Genomic DNA, 26,746 nt, shown 5'->3' with positions numbered 1-26,746 from the left:
CGCCTAGAAACCGGGTTTTTTACCGAATCTGCCGATCGCAGTGTAGTATTCTCGTAAAAAAACCCGGTTTCTGACCACCCGTGCGTCCTGGACTGAACCCGACAATTGATTGAATTTGCTTGACAAATATCATTTAATATGGTTTCTAGGTTTCAGCGAAAATTTTAAATGGCGAAGGGCGATCGTTTTGCGATCGAACTTGGGCAATCTAGAGATAGGTGCTTTGCGAGTGCCTGGAAAACAGCGACGCCAAGAGTTAGCAATGGAAAGTACACAGAAAAAATCTAGTGATAGTCGGGTTCATCGGAGCGATCGAATTAAGCAGATTTTTGCGTTAGTATCAATGGTTTCGTTTGGTGGTTCTGCGATTTTTGGTATTTTCAGTCTGTTCAGCAGCGGTTTGAGCAGCCAGCACCAACAAAAGCCGACGCCTGTGGCTGTTTCTCAGGAATCTTTGCTGGCGGCGCAGGAACGGGGATATCAGACGGTTTTGCAGCGGGAACCCCAGAATCAGACGGCTCTGGAGGGGTTGGCAAATGTGCGGTTGCAGATGAATAATAAGGTGGGGGCGATCGAGCCTTTGGAGAAGTTGGTGAAGTTGAATCCAGATCGGGCTGATTATAAGGTATTGTTGGGGCAGGCGAAGGGGAAGAAGTAGCGGAAAGGGCGATTCCCACAAAAAGTTAACACTTAGAAAATTCTGAGTAAAAGAGAAATAAATGGTTATAAGTCAACATATACTTTTGTATTCAGATGATCCAGGAATAGGGGGAAGTGCACGATACGATCACTCAATTCTATGTGGTTTAGCAACGTCAGGATACCAAGTCTCTTATGTAAACTCCGAGACATCCAGCCCAATGATAACTTGCCAAAAAAAGCTGGGGATTCAACATTGGTGGCTGGATTTCAATACAGTTAATGAGTTTGGACGTACCTTGACCAATCCATCCGATGCTCAAAGAATTATATCTAGTGCTAAACCAGATCTAATTGTCTTTAGTGATGCCTGTCCCCTCTCTAATTTTGCAGCTAAGCAGGTAGCTATTCAACTTAGAATTCCCTACATTACTGTTGTAGGTTTTGCAGCTCCCTATCTAGCCGAGCGATTTACTGACTACTTAGAAGAATTGGCACATCATTATGAGCAAGCTAAATTTGTTTTGGCAATCGCCCGCGAAACTTTGAATTTACTGCATGAACTATTTAGGCTTCCTAAAGATAAGGGAGAAGTTATTTACTGGGGACGACCTAGTGAGTATTTTGAAACTCCCAAGGCAGCAACTCGACAACGCCTACGCCAAGAATTTGATATTCCTTTAAATGCTGTGGTTTGTTTTACGGCTGCTCGCTTAGATCCCAGGAAAGGATTTGAATATCAGATAGAAGCCATTAAACAGCTTCATCAAAGCTCAGTATGGTCTAACCTTTACTTTGTTTGGGCTGGTTTTGGAGATTTAGAAACTCCATTCAGGGAGACAGTAAAGCAACTAGGAGTAGACACGCAAGTTAAAATATTAGGACAGCGATGGGATATTTCAGACTGGATGGATGCGGCTGATATTTTTATTTTGCCTTCCGTATTAGAATCATTAGGGCTAGCTATTATAGAGGCGATGGCAAAAGGGCTGCCCGTAATAGCTTCAGCAGTTGGTGGAATTCCCGAAGTTTTGGGCGATACTGGCAAACTACTTCCCGATCCAAAAATAGATTCGCAGGGCACAGTTAGAGATTTAGTTAAAACAGTTAGTGCTTGGTGCGCGAATTCAAAATTACGTCGGTCAATAGGTCAGTCGTGCAAAAAGCGAGCAGAAAAGATGTTTAGGGAAGAACAAATGGTCACAAATACTATTGAAGTAATAGAACGTGCTTTATTACCATTCAGAGATTATGTTTCACCAGGTCTATCAATAATTCTGCCGGATAAATGCTTTCCAAACATGATCGTAGCAGACCCAAAAACTTGTCCTTGGCCCTACCAGCGTCAGGGTATTCCTCACAACTGGTATGTGGACAGGCGCTTTCCAGATGTAGGATTTCAGAATAGAGATGAAGCCCATATTCTTTACAATACAGCTTTGAAATTTAAGGGAAAAAGAGCTCTAGAAATAGGGTGCTTTATGGGTTGGTCAACTTGTCATTTAGCACTGGGAGGAGTTGAGCTAGATGTTATCGATCCTTTGTTGGGAAGAGCAGATTTTTATGAAAGTGTAAGCAATTCGCTTCAATGCGCTGGCGTACTGAACTCAGTTAATCTAATAGCTGGCTTTAGTCCACAGAAAGTAGAAGAATTAACAACTCAATTACAACGTCGTTGGTCATTAATTTTTATTGATGGAGAACACGCTGCTCCCGGTCCCCTCCAAGATGCTATTGTTGCTAATAAAGTTGCAGAAGCAGACGCTATAGTTTTATTTCACGATTTACCATCTCCTGATGTCGCCCAAGGCTTAGATTACCTAAGACAAAATGGATGGAATACAAGGGTTTATCAAACAATGCAAATCATGGGTGTGGCTTGGCGAGGGAATGTAGAGCCTGTTAAACATCTGCCAGATCCCAAAGTTAAATGGCTCTTGCCAGAGCACATAAAACATTATTCTGTCAGCGGTATATCGCCTCAGTTTCTTACTGATCTATCTAGCTATGTTGAGCAATACCAGAAAGATTCCTCCGAACAATCTGTATTAACGGCTCTGTGTCAAACCAGAAAAAATATCGCTGAACTGTGGCTTAATACAGCAGATGTTCTGCTTGAAAGTGTCTACTTGAGCGACATCGGTAAAGGTCATCAACTAATACTAGGTAGTGGAATTTGCAATCAACCTCTAACCACAAGTGAACAGACTTATGTGGGCGAGCTAGTAAGCATAATTTCTTCTAAAGGATTTGACAATCCAAAAGCTATCCAGTGTGTACTAGCTGGAATGCTTTATGTCAATGCTTATCATTTATCCCTCCCACAGGATCTCCCTCGCATCCCTCATTGGCTCCTCAACGACTATCTGAAATTTATACTTAACTGTCAACCCTATTTTCAAGAAATTGGCGAGGCAGATAGTTACTGCAAATATATGCAGGAAATAGTAAATTACTTACACCGATCTATTTTTACGAATCCAAATTCGGATTTTTGGCGTAATGTATGTAGTCAATTTTTACAAATCACATCCTTCATACCTCTTTATTTTAATGAAGTTAATCTTAAAGACCTTTATATTAAACGTTCGGAAATTACAGCATTTGCTCTCAAAGAAGAAGGACAGGAAGTGGACTGGGAATTTGCTGAGCGCTCTTTAACCAGAAAAAAAATTCGGCTGGGTATCCTGGCTTCACATTTCACGCCAGCAGCAGAAACCTTTGCCTCACTGCCTGTGTATGAGTATATCAGTCGAGATTTTGAAGTTATTTTGTATTCCTTAATGAGCAATGGGCATCCCCTAGAGGAATATTGTCAAAGCTGCGCTAATTCGTTTAAGCTGCTGCCGAAAAATTTAAATGAACAGGTCAAATTAATTCGGGAAGACGACCTAGACATATTGTTTATTGCCACAAATGTGACAGCAGTCACTAACCAAATATATTTACTAGCGCTGCACCGAATGGCAAGAATTCAAGTAACCAGTGTTGCCTCAGTAGTAACCACAGGAATACGGAATATAGATTATTATATTTCTGGTAAATTGACCGAATCGTTTGAAGATGCAGAACAGCACTACCAGGAGGAATTATTAAAACTTGATGGTTCTGCACATTGCTTTAGTTATGGAAATGAGCAAAATCTAGCTAGTACAAAAGTAAATCGGGAAAGCCTCGGTATAGCAGAAGACGCAGTAGTTTTTATCTCAGGAGCTAACCTGTTTAAAATTATTCCAGAGTTGCGTAATACTTGGGCCAAAATAGTAGCTGCTGTCCCGAACTCAGTGTTAGTTCTTTATCCGTTTGGGCCAAACTGGTCCAATTATTATCCCAAGCAAGTCTTTATAGAGAGTCTAAATGCAGCCTTTTTACAGCACGGTGCAGATCCAGATAGTTTGCTGATATTAGACCCTACACCTGTACCAAACCGATATGATATCAAAGAATACCTGAAGCTGGCAGATATATATCTTGATTCCCATCCCTTTTCAGGAACAACATCTCTGATTGACCCCTTGGAAGTTGGTCTACCTATAGTAGCAAGACAAGGAGCTTGCTTCCGCTCTGTAATGGGTGCAGCACTTCTACAACAACTAGGCATACCAGATTTAGTTGCCGAAAGTGAAGAGTCTTACCTCCAATTAGCTATCGGCCTCGGAACTCACCCTGAATTTCGGCACCAAAAGAGTGCTCAGGTTAAGCAAAAAATGCAGGGAAATCCGGGATTTCTAGACAGCCGCTCTTACTCCGCTGAAATCGGCAGGCTGTTCCAAGAAATTTTCAGAAAATACCAGTCAAATGCTCTGGCGAAAAGACTCAATTTGAGAGAGATAAATCTGATTATTTTTCCAGATTGGAGTCAGCCAGAAGAATTACTCTTGCCAGGTTTAGCGAGTGCGATCGCAGCGGTCGCAGTTCATCCAGATAAGAGCAAGATAACTCTACTTGTAGACAACAGCAATATTTCTGATGAAGATGCTAATCTAGCTTTATCTAGTGTTGCCATGAATCTTCTTATGGAAGAAGATTTAGACGTTTCTGAGGGTCCTGAAATTGCACTCAGTGGAGAGTTTAGCAAAATCCAGTGGGAAGCTCTAATGCCTCGCCTTCACGCTAGAATCGTCTTGGAAAATGAGAACACAGAGGCGATCGCTCAAGCTAAGGCAGAAAATCTTGCCCTATGGCAAATAGACAGTTTGTAGGCAATGACCATCTGAGAAACTTAGAGAACGAACTCAATACCTACGTTTTTGAAAAATATGGATTATCAAAGATTTTTCGAGCAACTCCCTAGCTTGTATGAAAACTGGGAACAAGGTTTAGCCTTTCCCAAGTCTGATCGGTTTCAGAAAATCCTGAACCAAGTTACAGGTATGACAACAGCAAATGTTATGCAGTTGGTCAATTTTGCTGTGGAATGCCTGGAACCTAATGAGGTTTACTGTGAAGTAGGATGCTTCCAAGGCGCAAGTTTAATTGCAGCCCTTCTGGATCATCCAGAACAGATGGCTTATGCAGTGGATAACTTCTCGGAATTTGATACTTTCGGGGATAGTTTTGAAAAATTGACTGAAAATTTATCAAGTTTCAATTTGTCAGAGCAAGTTTTTCTATGTCCGCAAGAGTTTGAAGAGTTTTTCTCCGAACTGGGTGGACTTGAGACTGAAGATAAAATTGGTTTTTATTTTTATGATGGAGCGCACGATTACCGATCGCATTTAATGGGATTACTTTTGGTAAGACCCTTCTTGGCTGAGCGAGCGCTCATTCTTGTCAGCAATAGCAATTGGTCAGCCCCGCAACAAGCTAACTGGGATTTCTTAGCTGCTCATCCTGAATGCCAGTTACTTTTAGATAAGGCGGACGGCTCTGATAACTATAAAATTTGGAAGGGCGTGCAACTTTTTGTTTGGGATAAGACTAGAAAGCATCAAGAGGAGGGAGAAACTTTCGGAGCGAGACGAAATCAAGCAGTCATTGCATCCTTAGATAAGCTGCAAGAAGAAGAGCGTCAAAAAATTATAGCTACTCTACATAACGAAGCCGTAGAATTGCACTGCTCTGGTGCAATAACACCGGCAAATAAGGGTAAAATTGTCAATCCACAGGATGAAGAATTATTTTTATCTTGGTCGAGCGACAATCTAGAAAAAGCTGAAAAAAAATATCAAGAAGTTTTGCGATGGGAACCAGACAATGCAGATGCTTGGCTCCATTTGGGTACCCTCTATTACATGAAAGAGCAATATCAAGATGCAATATTGTTGCTGCTCAAGTCTATAGAAATTGACCCGCTCAAAGCTATCAGGCATTATAATTTAGGTGTGGTGCTAGAAGCTGTTGGCGATCGCGTGCAAGCTATTCGAGCTTATCAAGAGGCGATCCAGCTACATCCTGAGAATATCCAAGCTTATAACAATTTAGGTAATATCCTTGCGGAAGCGGGTGAAATCGAGCAAGCTGAATCAGTTTATCGTCAGGCGATCAGAGCTAATCCAGAACATTTTGGTGGCTATCTGAATTTGGGTAACATTCTGATGTTGCGACAGCAAATTGATGAGGCGATCGCAGCCTATGAAACAGCCCTTAGACTCAAACCACGCTATCCGGACATTCTCAATAATCTAGGTCTAGCATTTGAAGCTAAAAATGATAAAGCTCAAGCCTATTCCTACTTAGGGTATGCTTCTTATCGACAGAATAAACCTGAAATAGCGATTAGTTACTTTAACAAATTTCTCGAAATTCAAACTGGAGATATAGATTGTTATATTGCCTTGGCTGACTGTTATAAATTAACGAATCAATATGATAAAGCTTTGAAAGTTTATGAAGATAGCACCAGTTTATACCCAAAGGAAGAGAACCTTTACTTTTCATGGATATTAACCTTGCAAAAGGCTGGGCGGACACAGGAAGCGATTGCAGTGGCTAGGAATGCTTCAAAACTTCTGCCAAATGCTTTACAACTAAATCGAGAAGCAGAACTCCTACTGCCGGTTATTTATGATTCCCCAGAAGAAATTAAGTTTTATCGGCAGCGATTCGTTCAGGGGTTGCATAATTTTAGTCAGCAAATCTCCTTGGAAAATGCTGAAAAGAAAAAGAATTCTTTAAAGGGGATCAGTTGCTATCAAAACTTTCTACTTCAATACCAAGGTAGTAACGACTTAGAGTTACAAAAACAGTATGGACAGTTAGTTTATAGAATCATGGCTGCTAACTATCCCCGCTGGGTCTTGCCTCGCCCAATGCCTATTCTCAACCCAAAAGAGAAAATTCGCATTGGTTATGTTTCTCATGGTATGCGGGGCAATGGGGTAGGCAAACTTTTGCTTGGCTGGCTTCGCAACTGCGATCGCCAGCAATTTGAGGTGTATTGCTACCATATCAACCCTGAAGAGGATGCCCTAACTGAAAAATTTCGAGTTTATAGCGATGTTTTTCATGAGATTACAGGCGATCTAGAAGGCGTTTGTAAACAAATTGTCTCAGACCAATTGCACATCCTGGTTTTTGTAGAAATTGGGATGCACCCGCAGATGATACAAATGGCAGGATTGCGACTTGCCCCCATCCAATGTACGAGCTGGTTACATCCTGTTACGTCGGGTATGCCAACGATAGATTACTTCCTATCTAGTGAGGCAATGGAACCAGAGAATGCTGCGGAGCATTACTCTGAACAACTAATCCGCTTGCCTAAGTTAGGAATGTCTTGTACTAAACCAATCATTCCTACACTGACAAAAAAAAGAGCGGATTTTCTACTGCGCGATGACGGAGTAGTGTATCTATCCTGTCAATCTCTGTCTAAGTATCTCCCGCAGTATGATTATATCTACCCAGAAATTGCTCAAAAAGTACCTCAATCTCAGTTCGTCTTCGTAGCTCACGAAAGCCCCCTGATTACTGAGAAATTACAGCAACGTCTTAAACAAGCTTTTGCTAAGTATGGCTTGAAAAATGAAGACTACTGCATCATTTTACCCAGGCAAATTATCATTAATTACTGGCAACTTAATCTGCTTGCGGATATTTTCCTAGACACCTTTAATTGGTCGGGAGGCATTACTACCCTAGAAGCGATCGCTTGTAATTTGCCCATCGTCACCTGTCCAGGCGAATTGATGCGCGGCCGTCAATCCTATGGGATGCTAAAAATACTAGGTCTAACAGATACGATTGCCCAAGATGAGGCAGAGTATATTGACATCGCTATAAAATTGGGATTAGATGCGGAATGGCGACATACTCTCTCCCAGCAGATGAGCGATCGCCATGCTAATCTCTACGAAGACGTAACCTGTGTCAAAGCGCTTGAGCAGTTCTACCGACAGGTTGTGGCAGACAAGCTAACCACTGATGCAAAAACACCGCCACTATTGTCAACAGCTAAGAAAAAAGTTCTCCATGTTGGCTGCGGGCCTTATTCCATATCAGGCTTGCATGACACTTTCCAAACTGATGAATGGCAGGAAGTGCGGCTTGATATTGACCCAAATGTAAAGCCAGATATTATTAGCTCTATTACAGATATGAGTCCGGTGTCCAGCCAGTCGGTTGATGCAATCTGGTCATCCCATAATATTGAGCATATCTATCCACACGAAGTGCCGATCGCCTTAGCTGAATTTTACCGCGTACTGAAGCCCGGTGGATTTGTTTTAATCACCTTGCCAGATATCCAGAAAGTAGCAGAGTATGTAGCTCAAGGGAACTTAGAGGAGCCTATCTACCTTTCTCCTGCTGGCCCAATTGCTGCAATTGATATTCTCTATGGTTTGGGTACAGATCTCGCCAAAGGTAAATACTACATGGCACATCGCACGGGTTTCACACAGGAAAGTCTCGCTCAGAAAATGCGGCAAGTTGGTTTCCATCCCGTTGAAGTCCACAGTGAAAACCTCAATCTTTGGGCAACAGCTTATAAGCCTATTGAATGACAAAATATCATTCTGTACTGTTCTTTGATTAAAAAAGATAAGTGGCTTTCTGCTAATAATTTGCTTTAGCAGATCGCTTCCAAGTGTGTTCGTATAATTCTCGCGCGGCTGGGTGCAACAAATCGCAATCTAAAACCCCTTTCAACACTTGCATCAACAGCTCAGAATCTACCTCAGCCGATTCCTTTGACTTCAAAATCTCGATGACACCGAGAGAATATAGCTCTTCTCCTTCATACCTTCCAAGCAAGATAGACAGCTCAATCAAGCGCAATAGGTTGTTAATATTTGTAGGACAAATCTCCCGCAGATGCTGCCGGATTATCCATGTCACTGGATAGTCGCCCAGAGCCTGTCGCCGCTTCGCTTCCACTTCTAGTACCTGCACCAGCTCTGCTGTCCACAAATCAACTTGCTCCCCATCCCCTTCCGTCATCCCTAACAGCCAAGTCGTCTGAGCTTCTGCCTCTTGTCCCTGCAACAGCAATGTCAACCCCAAATGCCAGTGCAGGGACTTATTCTCCGGCTGCGCGTGAATCGCCTGCTCATAGAAGTTTGCAGCCTGACTGTAATCTCCTTGAATCAAACATTCATACGCTTGCTGCTGCAAAGTGGTAGGTTCACTCAAAGCAGTCTTTTGTAAAAACTTGAGTTCTGTTAAATTTTCTATATGTGTAATTAATTCTTTTCGATAACGTTTGAGGGATATTTTCAGTTCTTCTTCTTGCTCTTGGTTGGCACAGTAGCGATTACTGGTTCTCCACCAACCCGATTCCTTGACAAAAGCTATATCTACTTGCCATAATGCTCCATCTAATGGGCGATAGCTAAGGTCAACAATATCATAGATTACAAATCCATGTGATTTCATAAAACTAACGATCTCATGAATTTTTCCAAACAGAGCTGCTTCTACAATCAAATAATCTGTAGCCTCAAGAGTTTGAATAGCCCCTTCTAGCACGTCGAGTTCCCTGCCATCAACATCTATTTTGATTAAGTAAGGGTATTCTAATCGGTGTTCTCTACAGATTTCATCTAGGGTAATAGCTTGTACAGTCCTTAATTCTAATTCTTCAGAATCACTCCCCTCAGAAGAGTCAGAAATTGAAGAGTGTACTAAGTTGAGATTAATTTCGAGCCTAACAAGCCCAGATTTTTTGCTGGCAGCAGCCATGATGTACTCTGCACGCTCAAGAGTTTTACATAGTTGTGCGAGATAAGGTTCGTTCTCTTGGATGGGTTCAATCAGAAAATGGCTTGATTTAGGAAAAACTTCATAAAGTGCAAATGTTCCTAATGCAGCACCCACATCAATAACTGTTTTAGGTTCAAAGCCCAGTTGCTTTACATTGAATAATGACCAAGTCATTGAATCTCTCGGAATAATTATATCGTCGGTCATACCTACTTGAAGCCTCACTATTATTAGAAGTAAAGAATTGAACGGTTAATTACAAGAATCTAAGTATTTTTGCCACATTTGCTCATAAGCTTTCTCCATTTCCCGCGCAAACAGATTCCCATTCCACAGAGGTGCTGTTTGCCGTGACTGTCGTAATTTCCAAGCTATTTGCTGTCGCAGAGAAGAGTCTTTTCCTAAACGAATTCCCCATTCCACATATTCTTCATCTGTCCAAGCAATTCCCTCACTCACACCTGCATTCACCATCATCGTGTAGCTATTGCGACTAGAGAACTGTTGTCCTACGCGGGTTACTATAGGAATGCCCATCCACAGGGTTTCCATTGTGGTTGTAGCTCCGTTATAAGGATAAGTATCGAGTACCACATCAGCAATAGCTAGGTTGGCTCGGTGAATTTCCTCTGAAGATACCAAGGGAAGAAATCGCAAACGCTCCCCAGCCACACCCTCAGATTCTGCAATCTTAATAAAAAAGTTTTGGAGGGCTTCTTGATCCGCTAATCCTTTAACAATGAAGTAGCTATTGGGTACTGCTTGCATAATTTGCATTTGCAGCCGTACCGTATTCGGATTGTATTTATATCCTCTCTGAGCGCTCAGATATATAATAGCATCACTAGGAATATTCAAATTATCCCGACGCAGCGTTGGCACACCTACCTCAAAACCATCTACTGCTATGTAAGTTTGAGGTAAACGCCAGATCTTTTCCGTGTAGTAATCCTGAGCGGATTCTGGTAAAACGTAAGGATCGGCAATGTAGTAATCAATTGCTGGTACTCCTGACGCATCCCAACCAAGCCAGGTGACTTGTACGGGTGCTGGTTTCATTGCCATAATCTCAGAAACATTATTCAGAGTCAGACTATCGAGATCGATCAAAATATCAATCTCATCTTTGTTAATCAGTTCTGCTGTCCCACTACTATCTAAGGGCAATTTATACGCCTTGTCAGATTGACTAATATACCATTCTTGCAAAGGGTCATTTGTCTGTTCCGAACTTAATAAATAAGTATTGATTTCAAAAAACTCGCGGTTATGATACTGAAATAACCACCGGGCTAAATGTCCGACAGAATGCTTGCGGAGACAATAGGAAATATATCCAATCTTTAAGCGTTTCGTAGAACTTTTATTATATTTCGGATTAGAAAAACGTTTTTGGCGATATCGCTCTACTTGATCTTTCGCATAGTTTTCTATATTTTTTTGACAAATTTGACCAATTTGGCTCCTAATTATTCCATTCTCTTCAGGCCGATCCTGAAAGTACGGAAAGAAAAAACAAGAACTAAATAAGCGGATTGTCGCAGTTGAAGTGAGGGAGGAAGGTTGTTCTTCGTGTAAAGCAGCAAGTAGAGATTTATGAGTCTCCATGACCGAACAAAACTCATCCCAATAACCACCCGCGCTCATTAAACCACGCATAATCAGATGATTAGCATAAACTTTATCCGCTAACTTATCTATGACTGAATAACATAACTTGGCAGTTTCAATCCCTTTAGAATATTCACAAATATCTTGATAAAGACAAGAGAGAGTTCGTAATAATTCTGGATTCTTTGGTTCTAAACATAATCCTAGTTCAGTAAAACGTGTCGCTAGAACAAATTGCTTGGCTGAGTAAGCCGTATTGTAGACAAACTCGATCAAATTATCTAAAAAAGGAATGATTTCTTTAATATAAGGGAGACAGGCTTCTGTTAAATTAAAAGAGGATGGGTGAAGAGGAGCCTGTTCTAAAACATTTTTCCAAACTTGCAGTAATAACTCAGAATCGGTGGTGGTTCCAGCTTCTGATTTGAGCAGCTCAATTACACCTAGCTCATTCAATTCATCTCCTGTATATCTGCCCAGTAAGGTGGATAACCCAATTAAATGCAACAGATTGTTAATATAATTAGGGTTAACTTCCCTGATATGCTGCCGGATTACCCAAGCTGATGAATAATCTGCTAGCTCTAATCGCCGTCGCTCAGCTTCAGCTTGTAGCACCTGTACCAAATCCTCTGTCCATTGTTCGATTTCTTCCGAACTACCCTCAGCCATTGCTAACAGCCAAGTTGTTTGAGCTTCTGTTTCTTGTCCCTGCAACAGCAATATCAATCCTAAGTGCCAGTAGTAGGACTTGACACTAGGTTCTACATTAATCCCTGCTTCATAGAGTTTTGCAGCTTGAAGATAATCACCATATCGGAAATATTCAGCAGCTTGCTCCTGCCAATCTGATGCCATAACCGACAAATTCTGATCAACCATAGGGTAAGCCTACATAAAAAAAATCTCTGAGAAATCAACCAGAGTATTACTAAATAAACCAAAGCGGATAGTACGCACGCGACTACCCGCTTCTTGCTTTTTCCTAAGAACTCAGTCGTAACATTTGCACTCAGGAATTATTTGGTAACTAGTGTCATGGCAGTATTACAGTTGACCGTGGCGCCATCAGCAACACCTACTGAAGCCGTACCCGCTGAGACACTTTCGCAAAGAACAGATTGAGTACCTTTTGCTTCTCCCGACGGAACTAAACCTACAGTTCCAGAATATCCCTTAAGAGCAGCAAGTGGGGTTGCAAGAACATGAGCTCCCTCAGCTACGGTAGAGAGTGTGTATGTGTAGTTAGTGGTGGAAGTTTTCAGACCAAGACCCAACGAAGTCATTTTATCGGTAAAAGTGCTAGTTTCTGCATAGACTGCTTGTTGAGCTTTGTTAATTGAACTAGCGTACTGCTTGGCTTCTGACTGCTTCGCTTTGTTTGCTTGGCTGAGGAAGGAAGGCAAAGCGATCGCCGACAAAATACCGATAATGATGATAACAACCAGCAGTTCAATCAGGGTGAAACCTTGATCCTGTCTTCTTTTGTTGAGCTGTTGCAGGAACTTGGCTTTAAATTCAGTCTTCATAAGTCTTTTCTCCGTGAGGGGTGGGATGCTTGATTTCTAACTCTTATATGTAACTTACCCAGTTATCCGCACTTTAATATCACCCCAAACTATTTTTTTTTTCAACTACTGGCTCTAATGCTCCAAAAGCACATACAGAAAGACTTCCAGCCTAATCAACAGTTCCTTGACTTCCTCAAAGGCAGTCTCATCACTAACAGACTCTAGGTTAACACCGATCGGCGAGCGGATTTGGAGCCACTGTTCTACTAGGGACACCACAGACTGTGGCCCATCCCAAAGAGGTAGCAAACAAGCAGCCATTGTACTCTCGATCGCCACCGGCGCTAGAGTTGGCACAATAATATAACGGCTAATCTCAAACGGCGTCTGGCTGTCAATGCAATTACTCAAGTCTTCCCTAATCTGGGAAGTCCTCAGTTGAGGGTGCAGGTGTACCCGTGCTTCCCGCCATTGAGCTTCCGTCCATTCCGCAACTGGCACAAAAGCCTGAGTTCTCGCGGGATTGCCGCACCAGAAATCAAACAAACGGTGCAGGGGATGTAACAAGTCAAATAAATGCAGCCGCTCTTCCAGAGAAGCTTCTGGCAGACTCATCGCCAAAAACGGAGGCAAATCATCTGGATCTTTGAACAAATCCATCAACTCCCAGCGGCGCCAGGCCACCATACTGATAAACTCTAAATCAGCACCTCTCAACATAGCAAACACTTCAGGAATGGTACAACCTTTATCACCCACGAATAAATAGTTAACCATAATCCATCCCTCATCCTGTGCGAAATCGGCATTCCACCCTGCCGCCTTGATCCCTATTTCATCTCTCAAGGCTTCCATTGTTTCCCGGACTATTTCTATCTCCAATTCTCCTGGACATCCATTCATTAATCCCATTGCTTTAAAAGCAGCTTGAGCGCGAAATACTTCGGCTCTACCATTTGAGCTGTGAAGGTTTGTGCGGATGATGCCATCGGTCGCCATAACTGATTTCATCGCTTGCAATCCAGCAACAGGGTCGGGCAAGAGATACAGAACGTCGTCAGCATTGATATAGTCAAACTGTAACCCTAAACTTGGTAACTCTTCTATCTTCAAAGCATAAAACTCTGCATTAGCAACCCCATGATACTGTAAACGTTGCTCAGCTAGTTTCACCGATTGTTCTGATAAATCGATGCCTACTATTTTCGCTCCCGGATTGGCTATAGCTAAAACCAAGGATTTATAACCGGTGCCGCATCCCGCATCTAGGATAACTTTACCTTCGGTATTGATAATTTTTCTATTTCTGAAGTAGTAAGCAGTTACAAGATTATGAAGGTAGAGCAATTCACTCTTGTCTTTTGGAGATTCTTCCAGCGGGGTTCTGGGATAAGGAGTATTGTCAAATTGCTGGCGAATGTTTTCTATTAACTCTAAATTTTGGTGATCCATGTTCAATTACACTCAACGCTGGCAAATTACCTTAGTATCTCAGAAAATCGCCGATCGCCCGCCGGGCCGCAACACATACTTGCCATAATAGTCTGAAACCCCCGCCCTAACCAGAAATTCCCCTCCTAAACTCCCTCATCGCTTCCACACTCGAAGCCATCAGCAAGCAGCGACACAGCAAGTTAATATCTAGATCTGGCAAAACCACACTTGAATAAATTTTTTCATAACCCTCAGAACCCAAGCGATACATAGCCAATACACCATCCTCCCAAAACCAGACTTCAGCAACTCCCAATACTCGATAGCGCTGCAATTTTTTGACATTACCGCTAGTGAAGATAACTTCGATACATAAATCTGGGGGAGAATTTGGGGTTATGCGTCGGACAATAAAGTAAGATTCATCAGCTTGTGCAGACACTACCCCTTCCTTTTCTTGGGTAAAACTTCCCGTAGGTGAAAACTCAATTTCATTTTCGGCGCAGTAGATAGACAGCAGCGTACAAATTGTCCGACTAAAAAATTCGTGTTCTGGGGAAACTGCCAATATTTCTACCTCTCCTTTGTAATAAAACAACCTCGTCCCTGGGGAGTCAGAAAACCCCTGTTCAATTAGCTTGAACTGTTCCCAGCTAATCCCGGACTGAATGAACCGTTGGTCTACTGGCTGTAAGAGTGTCTGTGTCATCATGCGAACCTCAATCAAGTTCTGGGTTTCAAACAACATTCATAAAGCATTAAATACTGTTAACGTTATTTCTGTGATAAGTTTAGATTGCCTTTTTTGCCCAAGGTGCGATCGCTCGATAAGCTGTTCTGCATTTAAATTATTATATGTCAAAAAACAATCCCACTCTTGTTGGGTGGCTTTGAGCAACGCCCGAATATACAATTTAAGTTCGCGACGACAGCTTACCAGACTTTCAAGTCGGCATAATGTCGTCGAGTCTCAGTTGTAAATTGGGAAACAGGTAAGAAGAAATAGTATCTCCCAAGCGATATTGTTGCTGCTGGTATGCACCATTAACTAACTGGCAGACTGTGAAAGTCGGTTGCTTTGGGTTGCCGATAAATTGCCAACCACCTAAGCCCCGAAAGTCCACAATCCAATATTCTGGGATATTCAAGAAAGCGTATTCTTCCACTTTTCTGGCATAATCATCTTGCCAATTAGTGCTGACCACTTCAGCAACAAGCTTCATTGTACTACCGTTACAAATAACTGGTTCTTTTTGCCAAAGGGGTTCTTGACCGAGTTCTGATTTATCTAAAACAACTACGTCAGGACGCAGCGCTGTAGCTTCAGCATAGAGTGGTTTGATTAGACAATTTTTAGGCACCAACCAGTTGAAGTTATCCCGAAAGATTTCGACATAAATTTTACCCGCAATACTCCCGGCAACAGCTTCGTGAGGGCCCGTAGGTGACCTGTCTCTGAGTTCTCCGTCAATTAGTTCATAGCGTGTATTATCCCCATATTGGGCGATAAACTCCTCAAAGCTAAGTAATTTGGCTGTGGTGTAGGTCATAGATCGTGTTTTAACGGGATGTAATTTAATTGTAAGTTTAGTTAAAACTGAGATATTGCACCATTCTCAATTAGCCGTAGGGGCGGGTTCGCCAACAGCCTTAAATCTTGCAAATAGGTTCTATAAACCCGCCCGACCCCACGAAAAATCCTCTTATTGATATTGCTGCAAGATGTCAGTTAAAATCGACTATCTGGCAAAAAAACAAAGGTTTGGTACTTTGCTCTCAATCCTGCCCCTCTGCTAATCTTCTATTACTTCCGGGCTTAGCACAAACTTGCGATAATAGTCTCAATGCCTAATTATACAACCAACTACCACCTCCATGAACACCAACATCAGCCCCATCCTCAAAGTATTCACCCTATCCGCCGCCCTTTCCCTCGCCATCAAGTATGCAGGGCCTAGCTTATCCATACCCTCTACGGACATCAACGCCCTAATCGCCGTCTTTACCCCCAGTATCATCTTAGCTGCTATCCTCGGCTGGCGATCGCGCCAACACACTTAAATCCAGTTAAGCATAGGAAAATAACTGCGATCGCCCTAACCAGAAATTCCCCTCCTAAACTCCCTCATCGCTTCCACACTCGAAGCCATCAGCAAGCAGCGACACAGTAAATTAATATCTAAATCTGGCAAAACAACACTTGAAGAAATTTTTTCATAACCCTCAGAACCCAAGCGATACATAGCCAATACACCATCCTCCCAAAACCAGACTTCAGCAACTCCCAATACTCGATAGCGCTGCAATTTTTTGACAGTACCGCTAGTGAAGATAACCTCTACAGATAAGTCGGGAGGAGTTCCAGTTGACCTACCAATAAGATATGATTCGTCAGCTTGTGCTGAAGCTTCGCCTTCTATTTCTAGAGTCCGGCTTCCTGTAGGTTTAAATTCAATATTTTTGATGTCAAAGTAAAGAGCCAAAAGAATAGTGAGGGTGCGACTAATCGCTTCGTGGTCTTCCGAAACTGCCAAGATTTCTACCTCTCCTCTGTAATAAAACAACCTGATGCCAGGGGACTCAGAAAACCCCTGTTCAATTAGCTTGAACTGTTGCCAGCTAATCCCGGAGTGAATGAACCGTTGGTCTAGTGGCTGTAAAAGTGTCTGTGTCATCATGCGAACCTCAATCAAGTTCTGGGTTTAAAACAACATTCATCGCCTCTTTCCTGTTAAAAACTCTAAGGCGCGATCGCAGCCGCAACACAATACTTGCGATAATAATCTCAATGCCTAATTATACAACCAACTACCACGTCCATGAACACCAACATCAGCCCCATCCTCAAAGTATTCACCCTATCCGCCGCCCTTTCCCTGGCCATCAAGTACGCAGGGCCTAGCTTATCCATCCCTTCTACCGACCTCAACGCCCTAATCGCCGTCTTTACGCCCAGTATCATCCTAGCTGCTATCCTCGGCTGGCGATCGCGCCAACAGCAGCAGTAGAGACGCCATCAAAAAGTGCGCTCTACACTAGGTCTAAAGACTGTGTTTTTACCAAAATCTTAATTCCCCGTACAGCTATCAAACACAACCCAACTTAAGGCACTCACCATGATTCAAATTATACCTGAATTAGTAACATTCGATGAATTCATTGACTGGTATCCTGAAAATTCAGAACACCACTACGAACTACACAATGGAGAAATTGTTGAAATGCCAAAACCAACAGGTAAACATTCTAAAGTGGCAGGTTTTACCGCACTGAAAGTCGGAATTGAAATTGAGCGTCTCAATTTGCCCTACTTCATCCCCAAAGAATCCGTCATCAAACCGATGCGCGAGGAATCGGGATATGAACCAGATATCATTGTACTTAACGAACAAACCATTGCAAACGAGCCGCGATGGGAAAAATCATCAATTATCACAATGGGTTCATCAGTCCCCCTAATCGTCGAGGTAACTAGCACTAATTGGGGTGATGATTATGCCCTAAAGCTTGAGGCATATGAGTCAATGGGTATTCAGGAATATTGGATTATAGACTATCTAGGATTGGGCGGCAGACGGTTTATTGGCAACCCCAAACAACCCACTTTTTCGGTTTACCAACTAATTGACGGGGAATACCAAGTCAAACTGTTCAGAGGATGCGAGGGTATTGAGTCCCCAACTTTCCCAGAATTGAAGCTGACAGCGCAGCAGGTGTTCGCCAAAGGGAATTGAGGAGGCTGCTTATGCTAATGTCCGAGTAGGGGTATCTGATTAAAGATGCGATCGCGCGCATCTGCTGTATCTTGATATAAAGGCGATTCATCGCTTCAGGGGTGCAGAGCAATTAGCAACCAGTAATGCCCCATACCCTATTCCTCAATCTAAAATCTAAAATCTAATATCTAAAATCTAATGAAGCTAGGACAGTGGATGGGCTTATTAGCCCTCATCACATCTTGTTACATCCTGTGGCAAATCAGGCAGGCCCTACTGCTGCTGTTTGCCGCCGTCGTCTTAGCCACCGCCTTAAACAGGCTAGCACGGTATTTACAAAAATTCGGACTCAAAAGATCGATCGCCGTACTCTTATCAGTTAGCTTCCTAATCCTCGTATTCGTAGGCTTATTCCTGATAATTGTACCGCCCTTTACCCAACAGTTTCAACAACTTACCCAAAGAGCACCTCAAGGAATAGAAAGATTAAATCAGTGGATAGATCAATTTGAGGCTCGCTTTTCAGGACAAATAGGTCAGCGACTGCCGAATCTTGATATTAACGATATTATCCAACAACTGCAACCCCTATTTAACCAACTCGTCGGCGGTGCAGGAGCCTTTGTCGGTAACACATTAGGCGTTATTCTCAGCTTTTTGCTCGTCATAGTTTTGACATTGATGACATTAGCAGAACCTCTCTCTTACCGCAAAGCATTCATCCAACTATTTCCCTCTTTCTATCGGCGACGAGTCGATGGCATCTTAGATGAATGCGAAATAGCTCTCGGTCGATGGGTAATCGGTGCTTTAATTAGCATGAGTGTTATCACTTTTCTGAGTTTAATTGGTTTGTCAATATTGCAGGTTCCCCTAGCTCTAGCTCACGCTGTATTAGCCGGCTTGCTGAACCTAATACCCAATATCGGGCCTGGTTTGAGCGTCATTGCCCCAATGACGATCGCACTTTTAGACTCTCCCTTAAAATCCGGTTTTGTGCTGATTCTTTACTTTCTAATTCAACAATTTGAAAGCAACCTCCTCACCCCCTACGTCATGGCACAGCAAGTATCACTGCTGCCAGCAGTAACATTAATAGCTCAAGTATTCTTCGCCACATTCTTTGGATTTTTAGGCTTATTGCTAGCTCTCCCCCTCACCGTTGTAGCTCAAGTTTGGATTAGGGAAGCCCTAATTAAAGATATTCTAAACCAGTGGAGTGCCAGCCCTAAAACCTTAGCAGCAATCGATTCTGCTATCCATGAAGAATATGAATCTATAGAAGTCGCCGAAAGCCGATCCGAAAAGTCGCCAGAACACAAACCCGACATCCCAGATCGTGTAGAAAAGGACGCTCCTGAAAATCAATAGTTAAGGTTTGTAAGGACTTCAGTTCTTATTCATTCCCAGTTATAGGCCAGAAGTATTCACTACAAGTTTAGGAAAATTATGGTATGAATGCCCTTAAATAACTATCTTCAAGCCTCGCATTTTATACCGCATCTCTGCCGGCGCTAAAAATCTGTTTAACCGTCAAATTAAACTGCCCCAATGTGGGTGACACAACCCTATCACTCCCCCGAAACAGACCAAGAATTTCTTGAGGGTACAAGCCCCCGGATTTATCCGTGGAATCAATCCAAAATCTAAAATCGAAAATCCTCAAACCCCCGCATTTATCCGTGGGGTCGCCTCTAAAATCTAAAATCTAAAATCTAAAATCGATTGACTGACTTGATACTCACCGTCAACCAACTGGTAAACTGAAAAAGTAGGTTGTTTAGGATTGCCAATATAGCGTCGCCCGCCAAGTCCCAAATAGTCCGCAATCCAGTATTCAGAAATGCCCAAAGCTTCGTAATTCACCAATTTGTAGCCATAATCATCCCGCCAATTGGTACTGACAACTTCGACAATTAGCCGGACAGAACTACCCATTGTAATGATAGATTCCTTTTTCCATCTCGGTTCGCTGTCCGTCCCTTGCCTGTCTAAAACGATCGCATCCGGTTCGTAACCAGATAGCTCATTATCAGCCTGGACAACGCATTCTTTGGGAACGAAGTAGGGCAACCCTAGCCTCTCGATTTCAATCCCTAGCTTCAGGCACAGGAAGCCGGCTACTTCTGAAGGTTCTCCGGTTGCTTTAGGCATCTCAACAATAGTTCCATTGTGCAGTTCGTAACGGTTTACCTAATTTTCAGGATACCAGTCAATAAATTCATCGAAGGTGACAGGTTTTAATATCGCTTGAGTCATGGCGATCGCCCTTTATTTGATTTATGATATTGTTATTGTATCCGTTAGAATTTACATCTTGCCTCATTATCAAGAACAGGCAAGATGCCTGTTCCACAAAGAGTGAATTTTCTTGTGGAACAGGCATCTTGCCTGTTCATAAAAGGCTTATTGAGAATGGTGCAACATCTCAGTTATAATATATTGCTTTTATCTCAAACAACCAGCTCGATCGACAATCCATCAATCTAAAATCCATCCAAAATCAAAACCACTCCAAAATCAATCAATTCAAAATCTAAAATCCAAAATCTAAAATCTAAAATATATGAGATCGATCGACGAAATCAACGATAAAATCAGCCAGGGCAAAGCCACAGTCTGGACGATCGAAGAACTCAAAACAAGAGTTCAAGAAACCAGCATTACCCAAGCAGCCAAAGAAGTCGATGTGATTACCACCGGCACCTTCGAGCCGATGGAATCCTCCGGTGCAATCATCAACCTCGGCCATACCGACCCCCCGATAAAAATCCGCCAGTGCTGGCTAGACGGCGTTTTAGCCTACTCCGGCTTCGGGGCAGTAGACCTGTACCTGGGAGCCACCCAAGTAGCCGAAGACGGCGAAGAATCCCGCGAACGGGGCGGCGGCCACGTCATCGAAGACTTAATAGCCGGCAAACCCGTGCAGTTGCGGGCTCTGGGGCAAGTAACAGACTGCTACCCCCGCGCCTCCTTTGAAACCACGATTACCCGCGATACAATCAACCAGTTTTATTTATTCAATCCCCGCAACGCATATCAAAACTTTATTGTTGGCGTCAACGGGGGCGATCGCCCGCTGTTCACCTACCTCGGCCCCCTGCAACCAAACCTCGGCAACGCCGTCTACTCGAACCTTGGAGCCATGTCTCCCCTGCTCAACGACCCCGACCTCGAAATCATCGGCATCGGCACCCGCATCTTCCTAGGAGGCGCTCAGGGTTACATCACATGGGAAGGAACCCAGCACTTCCCGCTGCAAAAACGCCAGCCCAACCGCACCCCCATCGGCCCCGCTGCCACCCTCGCACTCATCGGCGACGCCAAACAGATGAACTCGAAATGGGTACGCGGCTGCTACTTCAAAAACTACGGCCCATCCCTGATGCTGGGAGTCGGCATCCCCTTTCCCGTCTTAAACGAAACAGTCGTCGCCCACTGTGCAGTATCAGACAAAAAAATAGTAGCGCCGGTGGTAGATTTCTCTATCCCCCGGCGCGTTCGTCCAACCTTCGGTTTAGTTAGTTACGCTCAATTAAAGACTGGCCGCATCCTGATAGAGGGCAAACCTGTGCGGGCCGCCCCCCTTGCGAGTATGTTTCTGTCCCGGCAAGTAGCATTGGAATTGAAGCAGCAAATTGAAGCGGGTCAATTTACCCTCACGGCCCCAGTTGCTCCCCTACCCACCGACAGAGTATTTCTCCCCCAAGATTTGTGGGGCGCTCAAGTGAGGCTTGAATAGACAGTTCCTAGACTAAAGTCACGGATTATAAATTGAATGAACCACGAGAGGATATTCAAAGATGATCGACGAAAACCAGTCTAAGTTCACTGATGAGGAAGTTGCGGCTGCTGAGAAACAGATTTTTGAACACACAAAGAGAATTGAGTTCTATCTGACGGAATATTCCATTGAGCTTCTGGCCCAAAAGATGCAGAAAGGAGATTTTGAGATTCCGGCCTACCAGCGCGAGTTCACATGGGAACCAGAGCGCAAATCCCGGTTCATTGAGTCAGTATTGATGGGACTTCCGATCCCTTTCCTCTTCTTTTGGGAAAGCCCGTCAACAGGTAAGCTTGAAATTGTTGATGGTTCACAGCGCCTTAGAACAATTCAGGAGTTCGTTCTTGGTGACTTTCCCCTAGGTGACTTGGAAGAACTATCGCTACTGACCGGATTTCGATTCAAAGATCTCCCCGAATCTCGGCAACTAAAAATCAAGAACCGTTCCATTAGGGGGATCGTGCTCAATGAACACGCCGATGAGCAAGCACGATTTGATCTTTTTGATCGAATTAACACAGGAAGCAAGGTCGCGAACAAGGCTGAGGTGCGTCGAGGTGCGTTAGGAGGTGCTTTCCTGGATCTTGTGATTTCACTCGCCAAAGAGCCCACCTTTGTCAAACTTGCGCCGCTATCCAAGAAACTGTTATTGGAGCGCGAGAGAGAAGAGCTCGTTACACGATTCTTCGCCTACGGTGATGGGCTAGAAGCATATAAAGACAGAGTGTCGCCATTTCTTTTCACCTACACGAAGAAGATGAACGATCGCTTTAAACAGAACCCAGCAGAAATTGAGTCCTACCGGCAACGCTTCATGGACATGATAGACTTTGTATCGCGCAACTTCCCGTCGGGCTTCAGCAAAACACCTAAAGGTAAGGCGACACCCCGATCGCGTTTTGAAGCTATAGCCATTGGAAGCTATCTAGCACTTCAGCAACGGCCTGAGATAGCTAACCAATCGCTCAAAGTTGAAGAATGGTTGAACAGCAAGGACTTTACAAAAGTGACTGGCGCCGACGGTGCGAACGCAATAGGCAGACTCAGGGCTCGTATACATTTCGTTCGCGATCGTTTACTTGGAGATTGAGGATGGAGGATTTGAGCCAAGCTTTTGAAGAGCGTTTACAGGAAATTGAAACTTACCTTGACCTGCTTGAGTCTATACAGGAACAAGTGCAGGGAGGACCTCCACAAATCGGGGAAGCTACGATCACTCCGCAACAGCAGAAAATCCTCTATTCGAGTGTTTACTTACAGCTCTACAATCTTGTCGAGTCAACTATTACTCGGTGCGTAGATGCCGTATCTAAGGCAGTGGTTAATAACAGATCGCTGCCCAATGAGTTGTCCATTGAGTTGCGCCGCGAGTGGGTGCGATGCACCGCACGTACCCATAATGATCTCAACTACGAGAATCGCCTGGAATCTGCATTGAACCTCTGCGAACACCTAGTGCAAGCACTTCCCATATCAACTTTTGAAGTTGAAAAAGGTGGAGGTGGAAATTGGGATGATGAGGAGATTTACAAACTTAGTAAACGTCTAGGATTGTCCTTAAATATAAGTCGTCAGGCTAATCGTGCTGTCAAACAACCATTTCGGGATGACCAAGGCGCACTTTCCCTGATCAAAAGTTTTCGGAACAAACTAGCACACGGTAATCTATCATTTGCAGAGAGTGGCAATAATATTACTGTTAGCCAGCTTCGTGACCTCACTGAACGAACAGCATTGTATCTGAGAGAGGTTGTAAATTGCTTCAAGTTATCGATCGATGCACATGAGTTCCTAATGCCGGAGAACCGACCTACATGAGCCAAGGCATGAATCCAGATGAGACTATGGTCGGCGCTCACAATGGCAAAGAGCCTCAGATCGATCGCAGAAGTACAGCCATTAGCTGCATCGATCTGTTTTGCGGTTTGGGCGGTCTTACGCATGGACTGATCCGAGGAGGTATTCAGGTTGTTGCGGGCATCGACATCGATCCACAATGTCGCTTCCCATACCAGAGCAACAACGACGCCCTTTTCGTCCAGCAGGATGTCAGCTCGCTATCTGGTTCCCAACTTGCAGATATTTTTGGCAATAGGACATTGCGTTTGCTGGCAGGCTGCGCGCCCTGCCAACCATTCTCGACTTACAGCCGTAAGGGGCGCCAGGAACGCCAGGACACTAAGTGGGTTCTCGTATCCGACTTCGGTCGGTTGGTACGGGAGACTCAACCCGACTTCGTAACGATGGAGAATGTGCCACAGCTTTTAGAGCATGAAGTTTTCAAGGATTTTTTGAAGAACCTCGAAGGCTATGCGACCAGTTGCAGTATTGTAGATTGTGTTCAATATGGAGTTCCACAGACTCGTAAACGGCTTGTGCTGCTAGCGTCCCGATTCGGGCCAGTAGAATTAGTACCTCCAATCTTTTCTAGACGATCGTGCACAACTGTGCGTGAGGCGATTTCCCATCTACCCGCCTTAGCAGCCGGATGCTCCGATCCAAATGACGCACTTCATACCGCATCCTCACTAAGTGACCTGAACCTCCGCCGAATCAGAGCCTCAAAACCCGGAGGCACATGGCATGACTGGGATGATTCACTGCTGGCACCATGTCATCGTAAGAAATCCGGACAAACTTATGCTAGCGTGTATGGTCGTATGAAGTGGGACGCCCCGGCTCCAACGATCACAACTCAATGCTTCGGCTACGGAAATGGTCGGTTCGGACATCCGGAACAGGATCGTGCAATTTCTCTGAGAGAGGCCGCTATCCTTCAGACTTTTCCCGAAAACTACCGCTTCCTAGCTCCTGGCGAGCGTGTCTGTTTCAGCAAACTGGGTCGTTTAATCGGAAACGCTGTTCCTGTTCAAATTGGCGAGGTGGTAGCGCAGAGCCTACTCGCTCATGTACAGAAGTACAATAAGCAGCTCAACTAAAAATGCAAGATTAAAAGTTTTTTAACCTTTAATCTTGCATTTTTACTTTCACTATTTTTTATTGCTCGATCGGCTTAGGCTTCTTAACCGGCTTAGGAAGAGGTTCCTTGGGGACAGGCGGTGGTGCTGCTGCTGCGGATTTGATGGTAGGACGCCCTACAGGAGCACCGTCACCGCTGGGTCTAGGAGTAAACGGACGCTTCCCTCCTTTTTTGAAGCCACCGGGTGGCTTGCTGCCAGGGGGGAATTTCCGCTTTTTAATCGGCAGGGCACCAATATTATTAGCCTGCTCAATCATCAGACTCTCAGCTTTCAATTTGACGTGGAAATCCCAAAAAAACCCGATCGCCTTTGTAGCTAAATCTCCCTTGAGTTTCAACTTAAAAAACTTCATCTTGTCGTCATTCTTGCGGGGAGCTTGCTTGATTTTGACGATGACATACTTTTCTTCGTCTTGGGATTGATAAATCACCTCACCTCTAATCGAAAAATAGCCATCTTCAACATCAGGTTCCGAGGGAGGCAAAGATGCGGTCGATGCTTCGCCGCTAGCCTCAATCTCCGCTGCTTCCTGACTTTCCTCATCAGAGGAAGGTTCGGGAGGTTTCTTGAGCGTTTCCGGCTCCCAAACCCCCATAATCTGGGCGTGCAAGTTGCCGTCTTCTTGCCTGGTGCGGGGATAGACCACCCACAGGTGTTCTTGTTCCAGCTCCAGGTGATTTTTGACTAAACTCATAACTCTACCCAGCAAAACTGCGTCGATGGCAGTTCCGTCGGCAGCTATCAGCATACCCCGGGTGAATTGCTCTTCTGATGGCGTGTAGCGGCCCCGCACCAAACCAACAGCTCGGTACTGTCTGGGTTCGCTGGGGGGGGGAATGGGATGTTGGCGCATGACTGAGGGTATGTCCTCAGCGGCCTGACTTTCATTAGCGGCAGGCTCGGCGTTTGTGGGCGGTGCGACTGCTAGGGCTGGAGTATCGCTGACAGGTGTCGAAGACGCTGCTGGCGCCGGGGGGGCAGGAGCATTGCTGGGCTGGTCTTGTGGCTTTGTTTTGTCCTTGTCGAGGGCAGAACTGTAGCGTGGTCGTTGCAGCTTATCCTTGGACGCTGGGGCGTCGGTTGGCGTTGCCGGTTGATTTTGGTCAACAGGTGCAGCCAACGCCGAAGGCACCGAACTTTCGTCTGGTGTCTCAGGAATGGAATCTGGATCATTAGGCGGATTGACGGCCTGTTCGCTCGGCTGAGCCTTGCGATTTGAAGTAGATTTGGACGATTTGGAAGACCGGTTGGGAGAGGGGTTCATAAAAACTCCTTGCAGCGGAGACACATCCCTTAAGGGAAATTAGGAATAAACTGAAGAAACTGCTTTAAAAACTACTAGCACCTGACAGGCGGGCTTGCGCCCGGAGGTCAGGTTGTGACCCGTCAACGCCAACTTTCAACGCTACGAGTGCCGATCGGTTCGCTGGCTGCTAAAATCCTTGCGAGCAAGGACTTTGGGAGTTGCTGACCGCTCGATCGCCGATCGCGCTGAGCTGGAGTTGCTGGCTAATAGCATTTAGGATATTCAGCTTGCCTATTTTACTTAATCCAATTACCTAACGGCCTGATCCGCCATATTTTTGGTAATTTTTAGCTAGACCAGACTAAATTGGACAGACACCGCAGTCCTTGGGGCTGCGGGTCTGAGTGTCCAAAATTGTTTAGCTAGCATGGAGTTGTGGGTCTGTTACCGGAAAACGAGAGGAAAGCCCCCGACTTCAGGCGTGGGGATGAATTCGGCAGCGGATGCGGCCGCCTACAGTCTTAGAAAAATCCTGGTTGATTTCTAAAAGCATGATATGATTATATCATGCTAACAGTAACTCACGAGTACAAACTACGTCCGACCAAATCTCAAGTTCAAATATTTGAGATTTGGTTGTCTGTTTGTCGTCAGGTTTATAACTATGCCTTGCGAGAACG

At 44.2% G+C, this 26,746-nt stretch carries 20 protein-coding genes and 1 pseudogene; 12 read left to right on the top strand and 9 right to left on the bottom strand.

Translation table 11 applies throughout. The features are described 5' to 3' along the window. The first annotated feature begins 115 nt into the window (after positions 1–115). The 3 genes from QT990_RS12705 (at position 116) to QT990_RS12695 (ending at position 8,585) form a co-directional block, all read left to right on the top strand. Entirely contained in the window at positions 116–658 is a 543-nt protein-coding gene (locus QT990_RS12705) for a tetratricopeptide repeat protein (RefSeq protein ID WP_333465298.1), read from the top strand. 61 nt (positions 659–719) lie between these two features. Next, on the top strand, positions 720–4,841 hold the full coding sequence (locus QT990_RS12700; protein ID WP_333144589.1) for a glycosyltransferase: 4,122 nt from the start codon (positions 720–722) through the stop codon (positions 4,839–4,841). Between the two features lie 57 nt (positions 4,842–4,898). After that, positions 4,899–8,585, top strand: coding sequence for a tetratricopeptide repeat protein (locus QT990_RS12695; protein ID WP_333465297.1), 3,687 nt, complete (start codon positions 4,899–4,901; stop codon positions 8,583–8,585). Positions 8,586–8,637: 52 nt separating this feature from the next. Here the strand turns inward: QT990_RS12695 and QT990_RS12690 are convergent, their stop codons facing one another. The 6 genes from QT990_RS12690 to QT990_RS12665 all read right to left on the bottom strand — a co-directional run bounded on the left by QT990_RS12690 (position 8,638) and on the right by QT990_RS12665 (position 15,889). Further along, the gene (locus QT990_RS12690; RefSeq protein ID WP_333301053.1) at positions 8,638–9,990 is read right to left on the bottom strand and encodes an FkbM family methyltransferase; all 1,353 of its coding nucleotides are present in this window, start codon (positions 9,988–9,990) and stop codon (positions 8,638–8,640) included. 45 nt (positions 9,991–10,035) lie between these two features. Then, complete coding sequence (locus QT990_RS12685; RefSeq protein WP_333144586.1) at positions 10,036–12,252, bottom strand: O-linked N-acetylglucosamine transferase family protein; 2,217 nt, start codon at positions 12,250–12,252, stop codon at positions 10,036–10,038. Between the two features lie 161 nt (positions 12,253–12,413). Further along, entirely contained in the window at positions 12,414–12,923 is a 510-nt protein-coding gene (locus tag QT990_RS12680) for a type IV pilin-like G/H family protein (RefSeq protein WP_333144585.1), read from the bottom strand. Between the two features lie 114 nt (positions 12,924–13,037). Further along, complete coding sequence (locus QT990_RS12675; RefSeq protein ID WP_333144584.1) at positions 13,038–14,357, bottom strand: class I SAM-dependent methyltransferase; 1,320 nt, start codon at positions 14,355–14,357, stop codon at positions 13,038–13,040. A gap of 106 nt (positions 14,358–14,463) precedes the next feature. Continuing rightward, a complete protein-coding gene (locus tag QT990_RS12670; RefSeq protein WP_333301055.1) occupies positions 14,464–15,051 on the bottom strand; it encodes a Uma2 family endonuclease in 588 nt (195 codons plus the stop codon). A 232-nt stretch (positions 15,052–15,283) separates the two neighbouring features. Further along, positions 15,284–15,889: a Uma2 family endonuclease gene (locus tag QT990_RS12665; protein ID WP_333144582.1), complete on the bottom strand. Its 606-nt coding sequence runs from the start codon at positions 15,887–15,889 to the stop codon at positions 15,284–15,286. A 325-nt stretch (positions 15,890–16,214) separates the two neighbouring features. Between QT990_RS12665 and QT990_RS12660 the strand changes: the two genes are divergently transcribed. Further along, complete coding sequence (locus tag QT990_RS12660; RefSeq protein WP_333144581.1) at positions 16,215–16,400, top strand: hypothetical protein; 186 nt, start codon at positions 16,215–16,217, stop codon at positions 16,398–16,400. Between the two features lie 35 nt (positions 16,401–16,435). Here the strand turns inward: QT990_RS12660 and QT990_RS12655 are convergent, their stop codons facing one another. Continuing rightward, positions 16,436–17,017 carry a Uma2 family endonuclease gene (locus tag QT990_RS12655; RefSeq protein WP_333301058.1) on the bottom strand — a complete coding sequence of 194 codons (582 nt, stop codon included), beginning with the start codon at positions 17,015–17,017 and terminating at the stop codon, positions 16,436–16,438. Between the two features lie 141 nt (positions 17,018–17,158). On the opposite strand from QT990_RS12655, the gene QT990_RS12650 reads away from it, so the two are divergent. The 3 genes from QT990_RS12650 to QT990_RS12640 all read left to right on the top strand — a co-directional run bounded on the left by QT990_RS12650 (position 17,159) and on the right by QT990_RS12640 (position 19,426). Then, a complete protein-coding gene (locus tag QT990_RS12650) occupies positions 17,159–17,347 on the top strand; it encodes a hypothetical protein (protein WP_332984302.1) in 189 nt (62 codons plus the stop codon). Positions 17,348–17,455: 108 nt separating this feature from the next. Beyond that, entirely contained in the window at positions 17,456–18,073 is a 618-nt protein-coding gene (locus QT990_RS12645) for a Uma2 family endonuclease (protein ID WP_333144579.1), read from the top strand. Positions 18,074–18,253: 180 nt separating this feature from the next. After that, on the top strand, positions 18,254–19,426 hold the full coding sequence (locus tag QT990_RS12640) for an AI-2E family transporter (RefSeq protein WP_333144578.1): 1,173 nt from the start codon (positions 18,254–18,256) through the stop codon (positions 19,424–19,426). Positions 19,427–19,780: 354 nt separating this feature from the next. Here QT990_RS12640 and QT990_RS12635 read toward each other — a convergent pair. Further along, positions 19,781–20,314 (bottom strand): annotated as a pseudogene (locus QT990_RS12635) (Uma2 family endonuclease); the annotation flags it as partial. A gap of 307 nt (positions 20,315–20,621) precedes the next feature. Between QT990_RS12635 and QT990_RS12630 the strand changes: the two are divergent. From QT990_RS12630 to QT990_RS12615, 4 genes are all read left to right on the top strand, one after another. Beyond that, positions 20,622–21,797: a homocysteine biosynthesis protein gene (locus QT990_RS12630; protein ID WP_333036886.1), complete on the top strand. Its 1,176-nt coding sequence runs from the start codon at positions 20,622–20,624 to the stop codon at positions 21,795–21,797. Between the two features lie 61 nt (positions 21,798–21,858). Beyond that, entirely contained in the window at positions 21,859–22,929 is a 1,071-nt protein-coding gene (locus tag QT990_RS12625) for a DUF262 domain-containing protein (protein ID WP_333144576.1), read from the top strand. Between the two features lie 2 nt (positions 22,930–22,931). Beyond that, complete coding sequence (locus QT990_RS12620; RefSeq protein ID WP_333144575.1) at positions 22,932–23,657, top strand: MAE_28990/MAE_18760 family HEPN-like nuclease; 726 nt, start codon at positions 22,932–22,934, stop codon at positions 23,655–23,657. A gap of 8 nt (positions 23,658–23,665) precedes the next feature. Then, positions 23,666–24,778 (top strand): DNA cytosine methyltransferase, encoded by a 1,113-nt coding sequence (locus QT990_RS12615; protein WP_333144574.1) that lies wholly within the window; start codon positions 23,666–23,668, stop codon positions 24,776–24,778. 58 nt (positions 24,779–24,836) lie between these two features. On the opposite strand, the gene QT990_RS12610 is transcribed toward QT990_RS12615, so the two are convergent. Further along, positions 24,837–26,084: a hypothetical protein gene (locus tag QT990_RS12610; protein ID WP_333144573.1), complete on the bottom strand. Its 1,248-nt coding sequence runs from the start codon at positions 26,082–26,084 to the stop codon at positions 24,837–24,839. A 549-nt stretch (positions 26,085–26,633) separates the two neighbouring features. On the opposite strand from QT990_RS12610, the gene QT990_RS12605 reads away from it, so the two are divergent. Next, positions 26,634–26,746, top strand: a 113-nt coding sequence (locus tag QT990_RS12605) for a helix-turn-helix domain-containing protein (RefSeq protein WP_333465313.1), incomplete at its 3' end; no start/stop codon positions are given.

Source organism: Microcoleus sp. T3_B1 (assembly GCF_036700445.1).
Classification (GTDB): Bacteria; Cyanobacteriota; Cyanobacteriia; order Cyanobacteriales; family Microcoleaceae; genus Microcoleus.
Note: the sequence above shows the minus strand (reverse complement) of the source record. Positions and strands in the feature narration are given on the sequence as shown.